This window comes from Alteromonas sp. McT4-15, from assembly GCF_020515205.1.
GTDB lineage: Bacteria > Pseudomonadota > Gammaproteobacteria > Enterobacterales > Alteromonadaceae > Alteromonas.
In genome coordinates, this window is the sequence record NZ_JAJALG010000002.1 from 22,248 (window position 1) to 41,692 (window position 19,445).

Annotated in this window: 14 protein-coding genes; 6 read left to right on the top strand and 8 right to left on the bottom strand. The window is 44.3% G+C overall.

Annotated elements, in window-relative coordinates; all coding sequences use genetic code 11:
- Window positions 1–49 precede the first annotated feature (49 nt).
- Window positions 50–937: a DUF547 domain-containing protein gene (locus LHL20_RS01950; protein ID WP_226432046.1), complete on the bottom strand. Its 888-nt coding sequence runs from the start codon at window positions 935–937 to the stop codon at window positions 50–52.
- Window positions 934–1,098 carry a hypothetical protein gene (locus tag LHL20_RS01955; protein ID WP_226432047.1) on the bottom strand — a complete coding sequence of 55 codons (165 nt, stop codon included), beginning with the start codon at window positions 1,096–1,098 and terminating at the stop codon, window positions 934–936. The genes LHL20_RS01950 and LHL20_RS01955 overlap by 4 nt, the downstream gene beginning before the upstream one ends.
- A 318-nt stretch (window positions 1,099–1,416) precedes the next feature.
- Here LHL20_RS01955 and LHL20_RS01960 point away from each other — a divergent pair, with 318 nt between their 5' ends.
- Window positions 1,417–1,941: a PepSY domain-containing protein gene (locus LHL20_RS01960; protein ID WP_226432048.1), complete on the top strand. Its 525-nt coding sequence runs from the start codon at window positions 1,417–1,419 to the stop codon at window positions 1,939–1,941.
- Here LHL20_RS01960 and LHL20_RS01965 read toward each other — a convergent pair.
- The 3 genes from LHL20_RS01965 to LHL20_RS01975 all read right to left on the bottom strand — a co-directional run bounded on the left by LHL20_RS01965 (window position 1,933) and on the right by LHL20_RS01975 (window position 8,285).
- Entirely contained in the window at window positions 1,933–3,861 is a 1,929-nt protein-coding gene (locus LHL20_RS01965) for a TonB-dependent receptor domain-containing protein (protein ID WP_226432049.1), read from the bottom strand. The two genes, LHL20_RS01960 and LHL20_RS01965, sit on opposite strands and share 9 nt — an antisense overlap.
- Window positions 3,862–3,965: 104 nt before the next feature.
- On the bottom strand, window positions 3,966–7,217 hold the full coding sequence (locus tag LHL20_RS01970) for a VPS10 domain-containing protein (protein ID WP_226432050.1): 3,252 nt from the start codon (window positions 7,215–7,217) through the stop codon (window positions 3,966–3,968).
- A gap of 180 nt (window positions 7,218–7,397) precedes the next feature.
- Window positions 7,398–8,285, bottom strand: coding sequence for an SDR family NAD(P)-dependent oxidoreductase (locus tag LHL20_RS01975; protein ID WP_226432051.1), 888 nt, complete (start codon window positions 8,283–8,285; stop codon window positions 7,398–7,400).
- A 294-nt stretch (window positions 8,286–8,579) separates the two neighbouring features.
- On the opposite strand from LHL20_RS01975, the gene LHL20_RS01980 reads away from it, so the two are divergent.
- Window positions 8,580–9,530 (top strand): YihY/virulence factor BrkB family protein, encoded by a 951-nt coding sequence (locus tag LHL20_RS01980; protein ID WP_159626927.1) that lies wholly within the window; start codon window positions 8,580–8,582, stop codon window positions 9,528–9,530.
- Here LHL20_RS01980 and LHL20_RS01985 read toward each other — a convergent pair.
- Together LHL20_RS01985 and LHL20_RS01990 are read right to left on the bottom strand one after the other, a co-directional pair.
- The gene (locus LHL20_RS01985) at window positions 9,527–12,034 is read right to left on the bottom strand and encodes a putative bifunctional diguanylate cyclase/phosphodiesterase (RefSeq protein WP_226432052.1); all 2,508 of its coding nucleotides are present in this window, start codon (window positions 12,032–12,034) and stop codon (window positions 9,527–9,529) included. The two genes, LHL20_RS01980 and LHL20_RS01985, sit on opposite strands and share 4 nt — an antisense overlap.
- A gap of 201 nt (window positions 12,035–12,235) precedes the next feature.
- Window positions 12,236–13,717, bottom strand: coding sequence for a serine hydrolase domain-containing protein (locus LHL20_RS01990; RefSeq protein WP_226432053.1), 1,482 nt, complete (start codon window positions 13,715–13,717; stop codon window positions 12,236–12,238).
- A gap of 263 nt (window positions 13,718–13,980) precedes the next feature.
- On the opposite strand from LHL20_RS01990, the gene LHL20_RS01995 reads away from it, so the two are divergent.
- The 4 genes from LHL20_RS01995 (at window position 13,981) to LHL20_RS02010 (ending at window position 18,414) form a co-directional block, all read left to right on the top strand.
- A complete protein-coding gene (locus tag LHL20_RS01995) occupies window positions 13,981–15,699 on the top strand; it encodes a sensor histidine kinase (protein ID WP_226432054.1) in 1,719 nt (572 codons plus the stop codon).
- On the top strand, window positions 15,696–16,394 hold the full coding sequence (locus tag LHL20_RS02000) for a LytR/AlgR family response regulator transcription factor (RefSeq protein WP_226432055.1): 699 nt from the start codon (window positions 15,696–15,698) through the stop codon (window positions 16,392–16,394). Before LHL20_RS01995 ends, LHL20_RS02000 begins: the two co-directional genes overlap by 4 nt.
- Window positions 16,395–16,535: 141 nt before the next feature.
- The gene (locus tag LHL20_RS02005) at window positions 16,536–17,432 is read left to right on the top strand and encodes an alpha/beta hydrolase (protein ID WP_226432056.1); all 897 of its coding nucleotides are present in this window, start codon (window positions 16,536–16,538) and stop codon (window positions 17,430–17,432) included.
- 127 nt (window positions 17,433–17,559) lie between these two features.
- On the top strand, window positions 17,560–18,414 hold the full coding sequence (locus LHL20_RS02010) for an alpha/beta hydrolase (protein WP_202262163.1): 855 nt from the start codon (window positions 17,560–17,562) through the stop codon (window positions 18,412–18,414).
- Here the strand turns inward: LHL20_RS02010 and LHL20_RS02015 are convergent.
- Window positions 18,411–19,397 (bottom strand): AraC family transcriptional regulator, encoded by a 987-nt coding sequence (locus LHL20_RS02015; protein WP_226432057.1) that lies wholly within the window; start codon window positions 19,395–19,397, stop codon window positions 18,411–18,413. The genes LHL20_RS02010 and LHL20_RS02015 overlap by 4 nt on opposite strands.
- Between the last annotated feature and the right edge of the window lie 48 nt (window positions 19,398–19,445).

Genomic DNA, 19,445 nt, shown 5'->3' on the forward strand with positions numbered 1-19,445 from the left:
AATATAAAAATGAGGGGAAGTTGAGCCCTTAATTATATATCACATCGCCTCACTTCGATACGCCTACCGTATCGGTTGAATTTATACGCCAATCGTAGTCAATAAAGCGCACTTTGTAATGACTCGGTATCTCAGATTCTAGGTACCGATTAATATACTGATGCAGGTCTCGCGACTTACCTGACTCAACAAAATCCTCTGTATAAAAGTCGAGTATTTCTGACACGTATGCGCGTTTGTGCTTACTGTCTAAATAGAAATGCTTCGGATTAGCAAAGAACGCGGTGGTTAACGATTCGAGCACGCTATCAAGGTTGTGCGCATAGAAAGGCTCTTGAGGCAGTCTGGGGCAATCTTTTACCATACAATTTAGCGCAAAATGTACTCTTGGCTCATCAAGCGGACGAATAACGTCATTCTCGAAGTCGTACAGATTTGTTACTTCCCCCCCAATAACGACATCGCGAAGTTTAAAAAAGCTCGCTCTTGAAAAGAAGTTCGTGAAACCATCTGGGATCCCTCTTTCAATAACACCGTACATCGCAAGTGCGTTGTAAGTATTGATATAAAACGCCAATACGTCTTCTTTACTAGGAAAGAGTTGAGGAGTGGCACTTGGGCTCACAACTTCAATGACTGATACCACGTATTCAAGTGGCTCAATATCCTTCGCTAGGGCATGAAAATTTGTCCGCCCCTGTTCATCGACGTACGTTGTTAACACATAGCGCCAGTGCTTCATAGCGCGTTGATAACGCACTTCAAGGGGCTGTTCGCTATCATTTCCTGAATTTGCGCTCGCCACTACCTGCGCGGCTTCGCTATAGCTTGCCGCGGGTACAAGATAAACAAAAAACAACGACAGGAGCAGTAGTAAAAATGGGTTACAGTGAAATAACCTTGGTTGTCGCGTTACGCTGGTATTTGTCGGTATCATGATATCTTGTTCCCGGTTAGTTGATTTGAACTCGCTGCTCTTTCGTTCTGGTCACCGTTTTGGTCGCCATTTTGCTCGTCGTTTTGCTCTCTATCAGAAAGATTGCGAATTGGAATAATGTTATCGCGTTGATATCGTTCTTTTTTGTAGCGCTCACTCAATGGCTCGTAACGTTTTACTTACCCACGAGCTTGACCTAGTGCCTTTCGAAATTACGCAATAACCCAAAAGACCTTTTTCTACGAAAAATCCTTTCGCAATATGGCACTTTTTTTCAATCGAGATATATGCAGCTCAAAAACGCACAACGTACTGACATTAAAAATGTGACACCACATAAGAGAAATGTATCAAACAGACGATATTTTATAGCACTTGACCGTTTTCTATTTTTACTCAAAAAGTCATTTGCCTTATAGTGCAGCACAAGCGCGCCCACAATAGCACCGCGCGCTTTAATCGCTTGAGGTAGTAATTACATGTCATCATCCCTTCGAAGAATCAGCCGAAACCTGCATTTATGGTTTTCTCTGGTGATCTTTATTCCCGTTGTTATTGTTATTGGTAGCGGGTTACTACTGCAGGTAAAGAAGGAGTTTGACTGGCTTCAACCTCCTACTCAAAAAGTGCAAAACGCTGCGCCATCCGTTAGTTTCGAAGGCGTGTTAAATGCAGTTCAACAGGTTCCCAGTGTTAACATAACAACATGGGATGACATTGACCGCCTTGATGTAAGACCCAGCAAAGGCATCATTAAGATACGGGGTAAGAACCACTGGGAAGTGCAGATAGATGCAACCACTGCCGAAGTGCTTCATGTCGCCTACAGACGCACCGACACAATAGAAGCCATACATGATGGCAGCTGGTTTTTTGAAGGGGCGAAACTCTGGGTGTTTCTTCCGGTCGCCATTTTATTATTTGTATTATGGCTTACCGGTTTAGTCATGCTATACACCACACTAAAGAGCAAATACAAAAAACGTTTATACCGCTCACAATAAGAAAGTGGCACTCAATTGTATCGTTCGCCCCTGGGCATATGCCGCTTTGTCGTCGGCACTACTATAAAAAAGCTGATTGGTTAGGTTTTGAACGTCAGCATTAACTTTTATCCGTGGTGTAAGTTGCAATGCCGCGCCTATATCTAACGTAACCACGCGTTCGAGTTCACGCTCACCATCGCCAATCTCTCGCTTACTGGCTCGATAAATTACGGAACTAAACCACCGCCACTGGTTTGCATCGTAATGAAGGGTTAGACGATGATTGTGCGGAGGGATATCGGCAACTGTCGCGCCATGGTTGTCCTTACCATGTGTGAAGGCCCCAGTCAGTTGAACGCCCCATTGTTCATTTGAGTCATTCCACTTAATTTGATAATTTGCCCCTTTGATCACGGCACTATCGAGATTGGAATATTGCAATATCTCGGTGTCATTCCCCGCATTATCGCGAACCGTTTTTCTCTCGATATAATTATCAACTTCCTGATAAAACAGTGCTAATGAACCACTAATCTGATCATCTGCATAAAATACTGTAGCCTGCGTATTGGTGGCGCTTTCGCTATCCAGCTGACTATCGCCCAGTACAGTACCACGCGGTGTTTCCCCACTAAAAAAGCGCTCGGTCAGTGACGGATTCCTAAAGGCACTCGACAAGTAAAGACTTGTTGTCCATTGTGACGACAGTGCGTAGCTTGTGCCTATAAACCCGCTGACATTAGCATTAGTTACGTCCTGAGCATCAACAACATCGGCAATATCTGTTGACTGTTGCTGCCAGTCGACCCGACCGCCCGCTGCAACTGACACACTGTTAAATGAGCGACTGGCATCTAATACGCCTGCAACGGTAAGTTCGCTTGCATCTAAGGTGCGAATAGCATATTCCAGCGATGCCGATGGCAGCGAAAACTCACTCTCATCAGTAATTACGCCTTCTCGGCCATTTACTTGTAACTGCCAGTGCGTAAACCATTCACTTACCATTAGGCGTTTGCCTACACTCGCCCCAAAGTCCAGTGCTTCATTGTCGCTAGTATTTATCCTTTTTTCAGGTCGTAATGTGTTAGTTTCAAGCGTGTTGCGGTGCCACCACACACTTGCCTCTAGGCCATTTTCACTATCATCATCTTGACTTTTTATATTAAAACGAAGCTTCCCAAGCCAATGTGTATTACTTGGGTAAACCGTTATCTTATCCGTGGGAAAATCGCTACTCGACTTTCCTATATCTCGATTGTGTGAATAAAGTGTCCATGCTTCCTCTACATCACTGTCTTGTGAACGATGACGAATAAAAAATGATGTTTGTTCAAACCCATCTAACAATTCTCGACTATTCGCATCTTCGCCATTGCCTGCATGCCGATAAGCAATATGCCAGTCGGTGTCATCAACAACGTCAGCATAGCTAATTTCACGCCTATTTTGGTTGTCGCTAACGCCTATTTGAATAGTTGGCTCAACAACACTATTAAAGTGCAAATTGACCGCTCCACCTATTGCTCCTGAACCAAGATAGGTAGAGGTTGCGCCGGGTACAACAGACACATTGTCAATTAATGATGGGGGAACAAAACCAATACTTGCCCCTGCACGGCGGTCGCTAACAACGGGAACACCATCGACAAGCGACTGAACGCGCCATCTTGAAAAGCCTCGAATATTGATGTTTTGTAATTGTCCACCCTGCCCGTTTAAGCTGACCGAGGGTGATTGCAATAAAATATCGTTAATGTGTACAGGGCTGCCAATATTGCGCTGATTGTAGTGATACTGAGGAAAAATCCGTGCGAGCGTGTCGTCATAAAACGAACGTTCAGTAGTAACCGTGTATCTTTCAATGTTGGCTTCTGGTACTGCTAAAAGTTGAGCAGACACCAACACACTGCTCAGTGCAAAGGTGAGTTTAAACAATCTAAATTCTTACAATTAAAACGTATTTGCCTTCGCAAATAACGCAATGGAGTGAAAACAAAAAACGGCAGAACACTGTCTGCCGTTTTTTATCAAAGGCTTACTTACTTAGCAATAACAGTTAAACCTGTAGTCCAAGGACCTCCTTGGTCAACAACAGATTGTTGCAGTGCTGGTACCGCGCTTTCTTGAAGCGTTTTAATACGAGCCGTAACGTCTGCTAGACCGTCAGCAGCATAACCTAACTGATCTTTATGCTGCTGTGTTGGACCATACGATGACCAAAGCGCCGAACGTGCATAGCCTAAGCGACTCATCACGTTTGCAGGTTTTGCCCCCTTGCGATCACGAGACTCAAGTCCAAACAGTACGTTATTCACATCGTGAATTTCGCGTTGTATAGACGCATACTTCGCTTCAAGTGAAGACACATCGCTCGGTGTACGGTCAATGGCAACACGTAGTAGCTCCATTGTGCCTTCAAGCTGTTTAAGCACAGCCGTTGACGACATTGCGCGTTTTTGCGCACTTTCTAACGACGCTTGGAATGTCTTAATGTCTTGAGCAGAAGGACCTTCTAAAGCACCTGGGTAAATCGACTCTAAAACAAACTCAACTGGCGCTGCCAACTTCGTTATTTCAGCGCCCTCTCGCTTAAACAAGGCCGCGGTATAAGTACCAGGCATTGCCATAAAGCCACCATTTCGACCTTCTTTATCGGTAAGCGGTGTTGTGAGCGCATAGTCCATTTCCCACGTTACACGGTGAAGACCTTTCTTAGTGCTTCCTTCAACACGATTCACCACATCACCATTGGCATCACGAATCTCTAAATAAACCGCAGGCTTCGCTTCTTCAAGCTCGGCTTCTACTGTTTCCCAACTTGGATATTTAGGATACTTTTTGTCATCAAGCAGTTTTTTCTCAGCTTCCTGACGCTTTTCCTTGGCAGTTAGCAAGCTATCTTTCAGATAGTAAGTCAGTGTTGCACCATGCTCCGGATTTTCAGCAACAAAGCGATCATCACCGTCAGAATCAGTATGGTTAGTATCTAACTGGAACCACTTAACCGGGCGACTTGGTGCAAAGAGTAACGCATCTTGCTCCATCGATTGCTTAGTAAGCTGACGCAATGGTGCGTAGTCATCCAGAATATAAATACCACGGCCAAATGTACCGGCTACTAAATCATTCTCACGACGTTGAATCTTTACATCACGAGTTGAAATCGTTGGCATGCCACCATCAAGTTCAACCCAATCTTTACCACCATCAACCGTAAAGAAGATGCCAAACTCAGTACCGATAAACATCAAGTCTTTGTTTACATGGTCTTGGACAATACGCCAAACAAGATGCTTCTCAGGTAAATCATCGGCAAGTGACGTCCACTTTTTACCTAAATTGGTCGACTTAATAAGATACGGTTTGTAATCGCCATACTTGTGATTATCCAAGGCGACGTAAACGGTGTTTGGATCAAACAGATCCGCTCGAATATCGTTGACGTAAGCCGTGGCAGGAATACCGCGAATATCGCCTAATTCAATCTTCTTCCAGTTTTTACCGCCATCAGTGGTCACTTGAATAATGCCGTCATCAGTACCTACCCACAGGATATTTTCATCTACTGGGCTCTCTGTAAAGTTAGCAATAGTGTGGAACTCACTCATTGCATACAAGTCCCATCCTGCTTCTACCGACCAGGTTCTGCCCATCATCGGCATGTGCATGCGATTTTTATTCTGCGTTAGGTCTTTAGAGATTGGCGTCCAGCTGTCTCCACGGTCATCGCTTCGCCACACACGTTGTGAAGCAAAATAAATGCGCTTCGGATCGTGTGCTGATACGTTAATTGGCGCATCCCAGTTAAAGCGTTCTGCCGGGTCCCCTGGTAGTGGTTGTGGCTTAATATACACACCATCTTTATTGGTTGTATCAATTCTAACCAGATTACCTTGTTGCCACTGAGAGTACATTATATCCGGGTTGCCCGGCTCCACCGCTGGCTGGTGTCCGTCTCCGCCTAAGGTTAAGAACCAATCTTTGTTCTTAATACCTTCTTCTCGGTTAGTACGAGATGGACCACCTTGTGTCGAGTTGTCTTGCGCGCCAGCATAAACGGTATAGAAAGGTTTGCTGTCGTCTGGCGCAACTTTGTAAAATTGCGTTAATGGCAGGTTTGCCATAAATCGCCAGTTGGCCATTCTGTCGTGAGACATGTAGATACCACCATCAGATCCCATCAACACAAAATCAGGATCGGTTGGATGGAACGCCATGGCGTGATCGTCTACGTGTTTGCGTTTAGTATTAATTGGCGTCCATGTTTTGCCGCCGTCATCAGACACTTTACTGTAGTTGCTGGCAATGTAAACGCGGTCAAATTGATGCTGGTCAGCAAATATCTCTTGATAGTAGTGAGGACCCGTACCGCCCCCTACTTCGTCAGACATCTTACTCCAACTTGCGCCTTGATCTGATGAACGGTAGAAACCGCCTTTGCGATTGTCGGTTTCAATGGTGGCATATAGCACGTCAGGGTTCATTGGTGATATTGCCATACCAATTTTACCCATGTTGCCACTTGGTAAGCCAGTTTTTAGCTCAGTCCAAGTTTCACCACCGTCATCTGATGTGTGAATACCTGCCCCTTCATTGGTACCTACGTAAGCAGCAATGGTACGCTGACGCGCCCACGTGGCAGCATATAGCTTATCTGGATTACGAGGGTCAATAAGTAGCGACGTTACGCCAGTCCATTCATCGGCACCTTTTAGAACCTGCTTCCACGTCTCACCACCATCAGTGGTTTTATAAAGACCGCGTTCGCCGCCTCCTGTCCAAAGTGGACCTTGCGCAGAAACCCATACAATATCGGGATTTGTTGGGTGGATAATTATATCAGAAATGTGTTCAGACTTTTTCAGCCCCATATTTTTCCATGTCTGGCCACCATCTGTAGACTTATAAACACCGTCGCCAAAGCTAATGTGACGACCACCATTGTTTTCGCCAGTACCAACCCAAACGATGTTTGAATTGCTTGGCGCTATCGTCACATCACCAATTGAATACACTGCCTGCTTATCAAAAATTGGCTTCCATGTGGTGCCAGCGTTTGTGGTTTTCCACACGCCACCAGAACCTACAGCAGTATACCAAGTTGATGGATTATTCTGGTCGACAGCAATATCAGCAATACGACCAGACATGTATGCAGGGCCAATGTTTCTCAGTTCCATCGCTTCAAAAGTCGCGCTGTTGAAAACCGTTTCCTTGTCTGATTTATCTGCCATTACGGGCATAGAAAGTGCCATCGACACCGCTACTGCCGCTTTTAGGAGCTTGTTCATTATTATTATCCAGTGTGTTTCATGTTATGGGAGTTCTATTGTGTAACTTTATAGCATTACTAATATTTTGGTTAACTTTCAATTAACCACACGACCAACCACCCAAAAATGTAGTTTAACGAGTGTAAACTAATATGGATGTCTGCATACTCGGTCGTGCCCATTCACGAACAACACCCGTTAAAACGTCACGATGTCATCATTAATTAAATGTCCAACCACGTCACTGTCTTTTGCATCAACAAATGCATGGTCAATGGCTTTAAAACGCGCGCTGGTTACTTTGCGATAATTAGGGTGCGTGTAAATGTAAGTTTGATTCGAACGCAATGCTTCTAATACTCGCTGTGCAAGCATTGTAGCTGGAATACCCGATTCGACGGCTCGTGTAGCAGCCTGTGCCCCCGCTTTTAGCTTATCCTTATCAATACGCTTGTCAGAGGTTACAGCGTATTTCTGTTGACGATTGCGATAAGATTCGTGAATGCGCGTTTTAACGAAAGCTGGGCACAATACCGACACATGGATATTGTGCGGCTGTAATTCGGCAACCCAGCTTTCAGACATCGATACCACTGCCGCTTTTGAAGCGCAGTACGCGCCTGCATATGGCATCCCCATCATACCTGCCATAGAGGCAACATTAAGCACCCAGCCGCCTTCGCCATGCTCTTTAATAGCGGGTACACATGCTTGCGCGCCATAAAGCACACCCATTACGTTTACGTCCATTACCCAGCGCCATGTTTCGTGCTCTGAGTCTTCTATTTTTCCCGGCGTTCCGCCCACACCTGCATTGTTAACTACCATGTGCACCTTACCGAACTGTGCTTTGGCACTTGTCACAATATCCTCCCACTGCGCATAGTCTGTGACATCAAGTGCACAAGTTAAAATATTGAAGCCCTTGGCACGCAGTTCATCGGCCGATATTTGTAACGCTTGCGTATCAATATCGCCCATTACAATATTCATCCCCTGTTCGGCAAAGGCTTCTGCCAATGCCAAGCCTATCCCACCTGCTGCTCCAGAGATGATCGCTGTCTTTCCGGCAAACTCATTAGACATTATGTACTCCTGTTGTATTTCTGCCTCTTTGGCTTTGAAATGGCGTTATTGCTGCACTTCACTGCGCGAAAGGTTACTAGCGCAGCGAGGCACGAGTCATTAGCACTAAGAGTAGGCGGGCTTTTTCAAACGGAATACTTTATTTGACGAATTTGACAGACTTCATGAAATTGATGGAATAAAGCGCGATGTGTGAAGCTATTACAGGCACTTTAGTGCGCTTTTAGCCTAGCGAGTAACCCATATGTTCACGGGCTTCGTAAGAGTAAGCAGTTATTTAAAGGATGCGATTTTGTGAACAAGGACAATTTCAAAAGTGCCAAATCATTATTTGATCTCTCTATAAGCAGTTGGTGGCGTATAGCCAAGCGAGTATTTGGCAATATACAAGACCACAATGTTCCGCTTATTGCAGCGGGCACCGCTTTTTATTTTCTACTTGCTATATTTCCATTATTGGCCGCCACAATTTCGCTCTATGGTTTGGTGGTGTCGCAACAAGAATTACAAGAGCACATGGTACTTTTAGTTGACCTAGTGCCTTCAAAAAGCCGCTACATTATTGAAGAGCAGTTAACTTCCCTTACACAAAAGTCAAGCGCGACACTGGGATGGGGCTTTGTTTTTACACTGCTGTTATCACTGTGGAGCAGTAGCAAAGGAGGCAACGCCTTAATCAAAGCCTGCAACATCACTTATATTGAGCCTGAAGGAAGAAGCTTTTTTCACGGACTAATTGCACGCGTTGTTTGTACGCTTGGCATGATATTTATGCTGCTTATAGCACTTTTTAGTGTGTCGCTTTTACCTGAACTTATCAGTGCGCTAACCCATTACAGCCTCGATAAAAAAGATGCGAGATGGATAACTTGGCCATTGCTATTGCTACTATTCAATCTGAGCTTGTCACTTTTATACCGCTATGCCCCCCATCGACGACCTGCCCGCTGGCGCTGGATAACGCCAGGCTCGTGCGTTGCCACGTTGCTATGGGTGCTAGCATCAAGTGCATTTTCTTTCTACCTTAATGAATTTGCCTCGTATGACAAAACCTATGGTTCCGTAGGCGGGCTTATTATTCTGCTAATGTGGTTGTATTTAAGTGCCTATATTGTGTTGATAGGTGCCGAGCTAAATGCGGCTATGGAGCTTCAAACTACTGCAGATAGTACGGTCGGCGAAGACAAACCGATGGGCGAGCGCAACGCAGTGGTTGCCGATAACACACCTGATGACCTGCGTTAACTATTTTGGGGAGTGAGCCAGGTTTCGAAGTCTGCCTTCGATAGTGGCTTGCTAAAATAGTAACCCTGAAATAGTTTGCAACCGTAAGATGCCATAAGTTCAACTTGCTCTAAGGTCTCTGTTCCCTCGGCAACATTGGTAAGTTCCATGGTGTTGCTAATTGCTATTATCGACTTCACCAATTCGCGATTGCGCTCATCGTGAAGTCCGTCTACAAATGATTTGTCGATTTTAAGCACGTCTAAAGGCAATTCGCTTAAATACGAAAGTGACGAATAGCCAGTGCCAAAATCATCTAATGCGACAGTAATACCAAAACTTCTAAGGGCATTTAATGTTGAAATGGCCTTCTTGCGCTCGATAAGCAAGCCTGACTCTGTAAGCTCTAACTCAATTAAATGGGGCGGAAGTGATTGCGCTTCAATCGAGGTCATTAGATGTTGAATGAATTCTGAGTCTTCAAACTGTGAAGCCGTGGCATTTATTGCAATGGGAACTAACTTGAGCCCGTTGCTCCGCCACTTTGTTATGTCCTCTAAAACACGCGCTAATACCCACTGCCCTAATAGGTGAATAACCCCCGTTTCTTCGGCTATTGGTATAAAGTCAGCAGGCGATACAAAACCTCGTTTGTGACTGAACCAACGTACCAGTGCTTCAGCGCCAACAATAGCGCCATCTCTATCAACCTTTGGCTGATAATAAACGTCTAAACCGTCTTCGTTGTGCAATGCCGCCACAAGATCTGCTTCAACTTCGCGAGTGAATTCAAGGTTTGAAAGAAATGAAGGATCGAAGAAAGCAAATCGCCCACGTCCGTGCTCCTTCGCCTTCATCAAGGCTTGTTCTGCAGCGCCAATAACGTCAAAGCTTACATCGGTCTGCGAAGGGAAAATGACCGCTCCCATTGTGCAATTGATATTAATTTTACGATTACCTATTGCACACGTTTTGTTGACTATGGCGTGAATGGCGGTCCAATGAACATTAGTTAAACTGGTGATATCAGCGTGAACATCAGGGATCACCACCGCAAATTCATCCCCCCCGCAGCGTGAAATAAACACGCCTTCATTGGCGTAACTCTGTAACCGTTCGCCCACAATTTTAAGCACGCGATCGCCCACATCATAACCGTATTTCCGATTCACCTCGCCAAAGTGATCGACATCAAAAAGCATGAGTAATGCTTGGTTTTTGTGTAGGTGTTGCTCAGCTCGAATAGTGTTAATGAATCGCAGAAGTTTAATCCGATTTGGTAAGCGCGTAAGGTAATCCACATAGGCTGTTGCCCTTAATTCATCTTGGAGTACTTGCCGTCTAAGTTCTGCACTTATCCGGGTTGCAAAAACGTCGGTAACCGTTTTAATGGTGCTTTCATTTTTCAGTACGTTTTTATAGAGCAGCACCAGCACACCTACATTGCATTGATTGCTGCCAACAATGGGGTAACCAATATAAGCCTCTATTCCCTCTTCGCGAAGCATCGCATCATCAGGATAATCATCGGCAACATGTGCTTTATGAATACAAGACTGGATGGTGAGCACATTTTCACACGGTGTCCCTTTTCGTTCGTACACAAAGTTGTCTATGCGCTTGCCGTCTTTGAACACTACTCTGGTTGCGATATTTTGTTTATCGTGAGGCTCTACCAGACCGAATAACACATAGTCTGCGCGAGAAAAACGCGCCAACAACTCTACACTTTCTTCATAAAAGGCATGCTGACCATCTTCATTAGAAATCTGTGCAAGCTCGGCAAAAACGTGCTGAAGCGCGCTTTTCTCTTCAACTTCTTTCATCAATTCATCTGACTTTTCTTTGAAGCCGCGACTTATCATGCCCAATACTAACAAAGACAATACGGTGGAAGGTACGCCTCCCACGTATACCCAATTTAACGATTGTTGATCTATGTGAAACCCGACTACACTCGAAGCAAATTGAAGCGCGATAGTCAAAACTAAAGCGCCAAAAAGATAGGTTTGGTTTTGCTTATAAAAACGAACGACGCAGTACATCATAAAAAGCGATGACAACCCGTAGCTTAAATGAATTAGCTTGAAATACGCCCCTCCCTCGCCTTTTAACAATGTTGCGGTGTCACCAAAAAAGGTTTGGTAATACACAAGTTGCACATTATCTCCGTAGCGAATGGAGTAGTCAGAAAACAAATTGATAAGCAATATAGGTAATGACAGCACACAAAATGCGTAAAAGAGCGCATTGATGTACTTAAAATGCGTCCAGAGCCCGAGTACGAGAATAAGTAATGGATGACCTATAATGATGCACGCTAAGTGAAATTTGCTGATAAGGATAGCGTCTTCTGCATTGGTAGCAGTGTGCAGTGACAGGGAAAACCAATGGAAGAAGAACAGGATTACATTAAGAATGGCCAGTGCAACAAAATAGGGCCTCTGCTTGTCGATACCAGACAGCAAAATGCTAATAGCACACACGGCGTTAACGGTCATCAACATGCTGTAAAATGCTGTCATCGAAGTTTTCCCTTTCGCAGACGTATTAGCCCTTCGGGGTCTCTCATGGCCTTGCTTTTAAGGTAGCGTTTAAATAAGCATAGACAGTTTTTCAAAAGCGTAATAAATAGCAAAAAACGAATAAAAAAAGCCGAGTAAATACTCGACTTTTTAGTGTGTTTTGTTACGGATTACGCTTGCAATCAAATCAAGCGCTTCCCCCTAAGGTTTAGGCTCAACTTCTGGGAAGAAAGAGACTTTGTCGCTGCCTTTCCGACTAACCATTAAACGCTTTTTGTTATTAGACACATCTAAACTTAACAGATTGGCATAGCCGTCTGTGGCGAATTTTCCTTCACCAACGTGCACTAATACACCGCTAGTATCTGCTGACCAAAGCTTTAGCCCACCTTCGTACACCAATTGATTTGCTTGCTGCTTAACCGTTAGGGTTTGTCCAAATCCCAAATCATAAGTACCTTCTATCGCTTTAAGCGTGCTCTGGTCAGCCTGTTGCGAAGCATTAGCAATTGATGTGTTCCAACCCAATTGCGCCATGATATCAGCAGACAATATTTCAATAACTGGAATACGCGCGGGGTTACCGCCGTTGCCGAATATGGCAATACCTCGGCCGCCATCCATTGTGCCCATTATGTGACCGCCAGTACCCGTGTTAGAGCCACCATGAGAAAACCAGTCTTGATTAGCTTTTGCTTCGGTTCGCATCCAGCCAAGTCCCCACCCGCCGGCAACGTCTAATGTTTCTATGTGGGTAGTGGTTCTTGCTACGTCGTCTGAAATAACCTGAGTTTGTTTTCCCGCTAGCGCGTTTTGCATTTCAATTAAAAGTTTGGCCATATCAGTTGGCGTACTCCACATACCTGATGGCGCAATTTGTGGGCAAATCGGTAGGCCTGCACCAATAACGGTTAGGTCATCATTATGTACGCTTGCCACGTTTGATAAGAACGCATCGTGATTGGGTTGATACATAGTGGTACGCGACATATTAAGTGGCTCAAATAACATGGTTTGGGCCAGTTCTGGTAATGACATGCCGGTAAGATCCTCTAACGCAATTTGCACTATCACATAGCCACCACCACTGTACGCCCAACTTGTGCCTGGTTCGAACATCAAACTGATGGGTTTGTCGTAGCGCGGCACTTTCACACCATTTAAACTATCAATAGCAGTGGGTACATCGTCGCCTTCGTAATAGTCAACAAATCCGCCTTGCGTTGTGCCTGCGGTATGACTTAGTAAGCGGCGAAATGTTATCGCTTCTGGATTAGGGAAATCGGTTGAATTAAGTTTCCAGCGCTTTAAGTATTTTGACACTGAGTCATCGAGAGATAACTTGCCCTGCTCTTCTAGCATGGCGACTAACAGCGCGGTTACCGGTTTTGAAATAGACGCGGTTGAAAACGCCGTTTCATCATCAATCTTTTGACCCGAACCAAAACGCTTTTCACCACTTGAAGCCGTAAGCACAACTTCATAGTTATCGATAACAGCAAGACTCACTCCTGAAAGTTTATATTCATCCAACAACGTGTCGAGTTGTGCTTGCGTAATACTAATTTGCGCTTGCGAGGCCGCTTTTGTTTCTGCCGCCATTGCGCAGCTATAGGGTGAACCGCTAAGTACCGTTAACGCAAATAAAGTAGCGCCAGAAAGTAGGGTTTTCATGGGTGTCATATCATTCTCTCCTCATAAAGATGTTCACACTTTAATCAGAAAGAACCCGTTTTATATCGACAAAAACCTGAACGGCATCTACACAACCTGAACAGCATTGAGAAAGGTTCAATGCCACAACAAAACTGTGTAAGGTAATACCTCTTAACAACAAGTAGGTAATTCCGTCTGTGCGAATTGTAAATTGGTTTTATTTGATGCTGATGGCCGCAATTATTTGGGGTCTAGTTCTTATGCACAAGCCACCGCTACAGACGTTAGTTATGCCTACATCTTTTGCGCTATTACACTCCTCGCAAACTTCACTTCCCTCACAAGAGGCAAATTGGCAAAACCAAGATATAACCAGTTTGACGCTACCCGATGAAGCAATTTGGCTTAAGTTTACATTGCCACTCAATGAGGATACACCGCGAACCAATGGGGCAGATCTAACTAACAACAAGGTTAAAACAGCGAAAGGGCTCTTTATTTCAGTGCTTGGCGCGTACTCGGTCTATTTCAATGGTGAATTTATTGGCAACAATGGCATACCTGCCGTAGTCGATACCCCCGAGGTCCCCGGAAATATCGATAGCGTATTTTTGCTACCGCCTCATCTGATAATGCAGGGGTCAAATACTGTCATGATTAGGTTTAGTAGCCAGTTTAGGCCAGACAGTCTTACCCACAGCGGCGTTTGGGTATTTGCAGATGACTATAGCAATTTGATAAACATAAATGAGGAACGTACCCGACTGCCAATTATGATGCTAAGTGCCTTGTTGTTGGTCGCGCTTTACTCGTTTGTTGTTTATTTCTCATCACTTAATAACGCTACTTATTTATGGTTTGGAAGCTTAAGTTTCACGCTTATCTTATTAATTGTAGCGGAGTCGTGGCGAGGTTTGTTCGGATACCCCTACCCATGGCACGTAGTGAGAATGGAAGTGGTATTATGGTTAACCTTGGCCATCAGCGTATTATTGCCGATGTTCTTTGTTGCCTTTTTCCGCTACACAAAACGGGTTGCAACCTACTCACTGTGCGCACTTGCGTTGCTCTACACCTTAATAATGCTATTTGTAGATGGCTATGACTATCGAAGTTTTGTGTTGTTTGGTACAGGGCTTGTTTGCAGTATTGCCGTTTGTATAGCTAGCTTAATTGCGCGTAAACAGCACGCATGGCTAATGACTACGGGCTTAATGGTGTTTATTTCCCCTGTAGTATTAAGCCGCTTTTCTTTTATGGACCAATACTTTTTCGTATCGTTTATCGGTTTAGCATTGCTTATGCTTATGGTGCTAAATCAAACGCAAAGTGAGCGTCAAAGAGCGTTCGCTCAGTCCAAACTCACTACCCAACGATTAGAGCTTGAGCTGGTTAAAAAGCAGCTACAACCCCACTTCATTCTTAATACGCTTACCGCAATAGAAGAATGGGTAGATACATCTCCCAAAGATGCTGTTGCTTTTATTCAAGCATTGGCGCAAGAATTTCGTCAAATGGCGCAGCTTAGCAATCAGTCCCTCGTTAGTTTTGAACAAGAACTCGCGCTTTGCGAAAGTCATTTAAAAATAATGGGCTATCGCTTTGATGCCAAGTTTGAGTTGATAAAGCATAATATTAATCTTCAGCAACGTATTCCCCCAGGGATCTTATTAACCCTTATCGAGAATGCCTTTAGCCACAACCGCTATGATTCCCACGCTTACTCATTCTATTTAGAGGGGAATACCGATAGAGAAAACGCTAAAGTGACGAGTGTCATCTTCAAGTCGATGCGTAGCGCGGGCGCTATTTCAATTGATGCGCGCGAGTCAGACAACAATATCAACGGATTACATACGGGTGTAGGCAACAAGTATGTAAAAGCGAGACTACAAGAAGCGTTTGGCGATTTGTGGTCATTTAAAGAGCATCAAGAGGCTGACTTTTGGGTAGTGACTCTCACCTTTCCCGCTTCTGAAAAAGCTAACAAACATGAGGACTCGAAGTGAATATCGTATTGGTAGAAGACGAGCCAATGGTAGCCAAAAGGCTTCGGCGGTTTATTACTGAAAGTACTCTGGGGAAAGCGGCGATTAAACACTTTAGTAATTTGGAAGACGCTCAGGACAGTCTTGTCAGTCAGCCTGTTGATGTATTGTTTCTTGATCTTAATTTACATGGCAAAGATGGATTCTTACTACTCCACGAGCAACTCGTTCAGCCTTTCCATACTATTGTAGTGTCAGCCAACACTGACCGTGCGTTAGAAGCGTTTGAATTAGGTGTACTTGATTTCGTCGGTAAGCCTTTTACGCAAGAGCGAATAGATAAAGCGCTACAACGCTTTGCCGATGCTAATGTAAAAGGTCAATGCAAAACCCTGTCATACAAAAAACAAGACATGGTACATTTTCTTGAAATCGATAACATTCAATTTGTACAAGCAGCTGGGCACTACAGTGAAATAACCACGAAAGATAATCATGTTATTTTGCACGACAAGCACCTTGATAAATTAATGCAGGTTTTACCCGACACCTTTATTCGAGTGCATCGCTCTTATGCTATTTCGCTCAACGAATTAGAAAGCATTTCTCAAAAGTCCGGGGCAAAGTATATTGCTCACTTAAAATCAGGAGCCAGCGTTCCCGTTGGTAGAACGAAATTCAGCGAATTAATGGAACGACTCGAAGCGCCCAGTTAACACTAAGCCTGCTATTAAAAACTCGCTCACCCTTAATGTGTATTTGCTTACATTTAAAGAGTTTAGTTACACACAAAAATGTGATGTGCTAGGTTATCAATGCGTAGCACCCTTTTACATCACTAGTCGAGTATCCCAATCATGACGTTAACATTTGTAGGCAAACCGCAGCACTGGTTAAAAAACACATTTTATTGCTTAGTCGCTTTGTCGTTAATTTCGTGTTCTGAGCGTCAAGCGACAGCGCATGAAAGCTCCACTAGTGAGAATACCCATCATAGTTTGAGTGCTGATATTATTGAAAAATCGTTCACGATCCCCGGCCTATCTCGAGATAGAAAGGTACGTATTTATTTGCCGCCTGCCTATAACAATACCAAACAAGAACAAACCCGCTTTCCTGTTATTTACATGCATGACGGGCAAAACCTTTTTGACGAGAAAACTTCCTATGCAGGTGAATGGCAAGTTGATGAAACCTTAAACAAACTTTCAGCGTCTCACGGCCTCAATATCATTGTTGTGGGTATCGATAATGGTAGCGAGCATAGAATGAATGAGCTTTCACCATGGCCTCATGACGACTTTGGCATTGCAGAAGGAGATGCGTATCTCGCTTTCATTACTGACGTAGTGAAACCATACATCGACCAGCAATATCGCACATTAGACGATGCCGAAAATACGGTTATGGTTGGTAGTTCAATGGGTGGTCTTATGACTCACTATGCCATCATCAAGCACCCCGACGTATTTGGCAAAGCGGGCATTTTTTCGCCTTCCTATTGGTTTAGCGAAGAGGTTTTTCGCTTTACTGAACGTACTGACATTCCACAAAATAGCCGCTTCTATATTTCTGTCGGTGGCAAAGAGGGAGAGTCTATGGTGCCCTATGCTATTCGCATGACTGAAGCGCTTGAAGATAAGCAAGTCAGCCAGCAAAACCTCTTTTCACATGTTGTAGAAGACGGTGAGCACAACGAAGCCTTATGGGTGGGCGAGTTTGAAAACGCGGTGCTTTGGTTGTTTAAACAATAAAAAGTCAGACACGCTCTAACCCGATAAACACAAAAAAGTATGTACGCTTTGCATACTTTATTGAACGGATTGATAATTTCGTGACAGTGTAAACGTGTAATCTCTAGACTTTAACTGGAGACTCACCGTGAAAAAACTGATATTTGCTGGCTACAAAGCATACTATGCAAGCGTAAGCACAATGCTTCCTAAAATTGCTTCGTCGCAAGCATTAAAGCTTCTATTCACCGTGAGAAAACCTTCGTCACCACCATCATGCCTACCTGTTGCGCCAGAAAAGATTTTACTTAAGTCGAGCAATGCGCATTTATCAATATGGAAAGGAAATAGCAATAAGACAGCGCTTCTTATTCATGGGTGGAATGGCGATTTAACACAGTTTACTCGTATCTTTGATGCGCTTAGAGAACGAGAGTATACCATCTATGGTATACACCCTAGAGCACATGGGCCAAGCCGGTACACTATGTCTCATCCCGGCTTTTTTATTGAAGCAGTAACAGAAGCTTCCGTTTGGCTTGGCAAAAACTTTGATATCGCCATAGGCCACTCTATGGGAGCTGGTGCGTTAGGCTGTGTTTCAAGCACTGTTAACATAGCAAAATCTTTGGTACTCATTTCGAGTCCGGCTTCATTTCTTGATGTAATCAGTCGCTTCGCAAGCGCGTTGTCTCTAAGAGGACGGGCCAAACCCTTATTTCACGAAGACGTTGAAAATTATGTAGGGCTTGGATTTGAAGCGCTTGAAGTTCATCAGTTGCTTGGTCGTTCAAATATACCCAGCTTATTGGTGCACGACGTAGCCGATAAGCAAGTACCGTTTTCTGATGCTAAGAAGTTGTTTGACGCTAATGACAATGCACATTTACTTCCTATGCAGAATACTGGGCATACAAAAATACTCGGTGATGCAAAAACGGTCAGCCAGATTTTTAAATGGGTAGACAAGCAAGCGTCTCAAACCGAAGCTGACGTTGCCTAAAGTGCGTCGGCTTGATATGCCTTGCGCACCGCATTAGGGCTTTTACCAATAATTTTTTTAAAAGCCCGCGAAAATGCGGCTTCAGATTGATAACCAATATCTAATGCAATGGCAAGCATAGAATCTTTTGATAGCTGCAGCTTAGAATAGGCTAAGGACATTCGCCATTCTGTAAGGTATTCCATGGGTGTATTACCCACCAGCCGCTTAAATTGCTGAGCAAAACTGGTTCTCGACATCCCCACTTTTTGAGCCAGTTCTTCAAGCGACCAATGATTGTCTGGGCTATCGTGGATTAATGTTAGGGCTTGGCCAATACGATCATCCTCAAGCGCCCCTAACCAACCTATCTGCTCCGCATCTAACTGACTTAAATGTTGCCGCATGGCCGTAATAACCAATATGTCTGCTAGACGCGCAATTACCGCCTCAGCACCAATGCCAACGCCACTTGTTTCTGCCTCAAGCAGTTGACTGATATTAGTGACCACACTGGTAGGAGACTGCTTTTCTCCTAGCAGTTCTTTACGAATAAGGATGAAAGAGGGAAGCACACCGAGCAGTTTAATCGCCAAGGGATGTTGGAAAAGCAACACGCCACACGCCATGGCTGTTGACTGCCCGCCACCGCCAAAACTTAACGTTTCAAAACGCTCGGTTACGGCTTTTATAGGTAATTCACTTAAAGGCGTAAAGAAAGTACACGTACCATCGTTAAGCCGGTGCCCCTCACCTTTAGGGAATAAGATAAAGTCGCCTTCATTTAATACTACGCTAGTTGTGCCAATGTGAAATACCGCACTACCCTTTACGACCATATGAAACATCATACAGTTGTGCATGGGCGGCATGCTTAATGCCCACGGCACTGTTAGTGTCGACTGCGTAAAAAAGGCGCTTTCCATTCGTAAGCTATCCAATAACTTACCAATAGGTTCGTCGCGAATGGGCGTCTCAACACGAGCTTTGTAGTCAAACCCCATAAATATGTACCACCCAATTCATCTGCTATACCTTGCGATTTAGCATAG

What these genes read in the sequence shown, in the direction of transcription:
- LHL20_RS01950 (WP_226432046.1), bottom strand. Translation starts at nt 937, where the DNA reads ATGATACCGACAAATACCAGCGTAACGCGACAACCAAGGTTATTTCAC.
- LHL20_RS01960 (WP_226432048.1), top strand. Translation starts at nt 1,417, where the DNA reads ATGTCATCATCCCTTCGAAGAATCAGCCGAAACCTGCATTTATGGTTT.
- LHL20_RS01970 (WP_226432050.1), bottom strand. Translation starts at nt 7,217, where the DNA reads ATGAACAAGCTCCTAAAAGCGGCAGTAGCGGTGTCGATGGCACTTTCT.
- LHL20_RS01975 (WP_226432051.1), bottom strand. Translation starts at nt 8,285, where the DNA reads ATGTCTAATGAGTTTGCCGGAAAGACAGCGATCATCTCTGGAGCAGCA.
- LHL20_RS01985 (WP_226432052.1), bottom strand. Translation starts at nt 12,034, where the DNA reads ATGACAGCATTTTACAGCATGTTGATGACCGTTAACGCCGTGTGTGCT.
- LHL20_RS01990 (WP_226432053.1), bottom strand. Translation starts at nt 13,717, where the DNA reads ATGACACCCATGAAAACCCTACTTTCTGGCGCTACTTTATTTGCGTTA.
- LHL20_RS01995 (WP_226432054.1), top strand. Translation starts at nt 13,981, where the DNA reads ATGCCTACATCTTTTGCGCTATTACACTCCTCGCAAACTTCACTTCCC.
- LHL20_RS02005 (WP_226432056.1), top strand. Translation starts at nt 16,536, where the DNA reads ATGACGTTAACATTTGTAGGCAAACCGCAGCACTGGTTAAAAAACACA.
- LHL20_RS02015 (WP_226432057.1), bottom strand. Translation starts at nt 19,397, where the DNA reads ATGGGGTTTGACTACAAAGCTCGTGTTGAGACGCCCATTCGCGACGAA.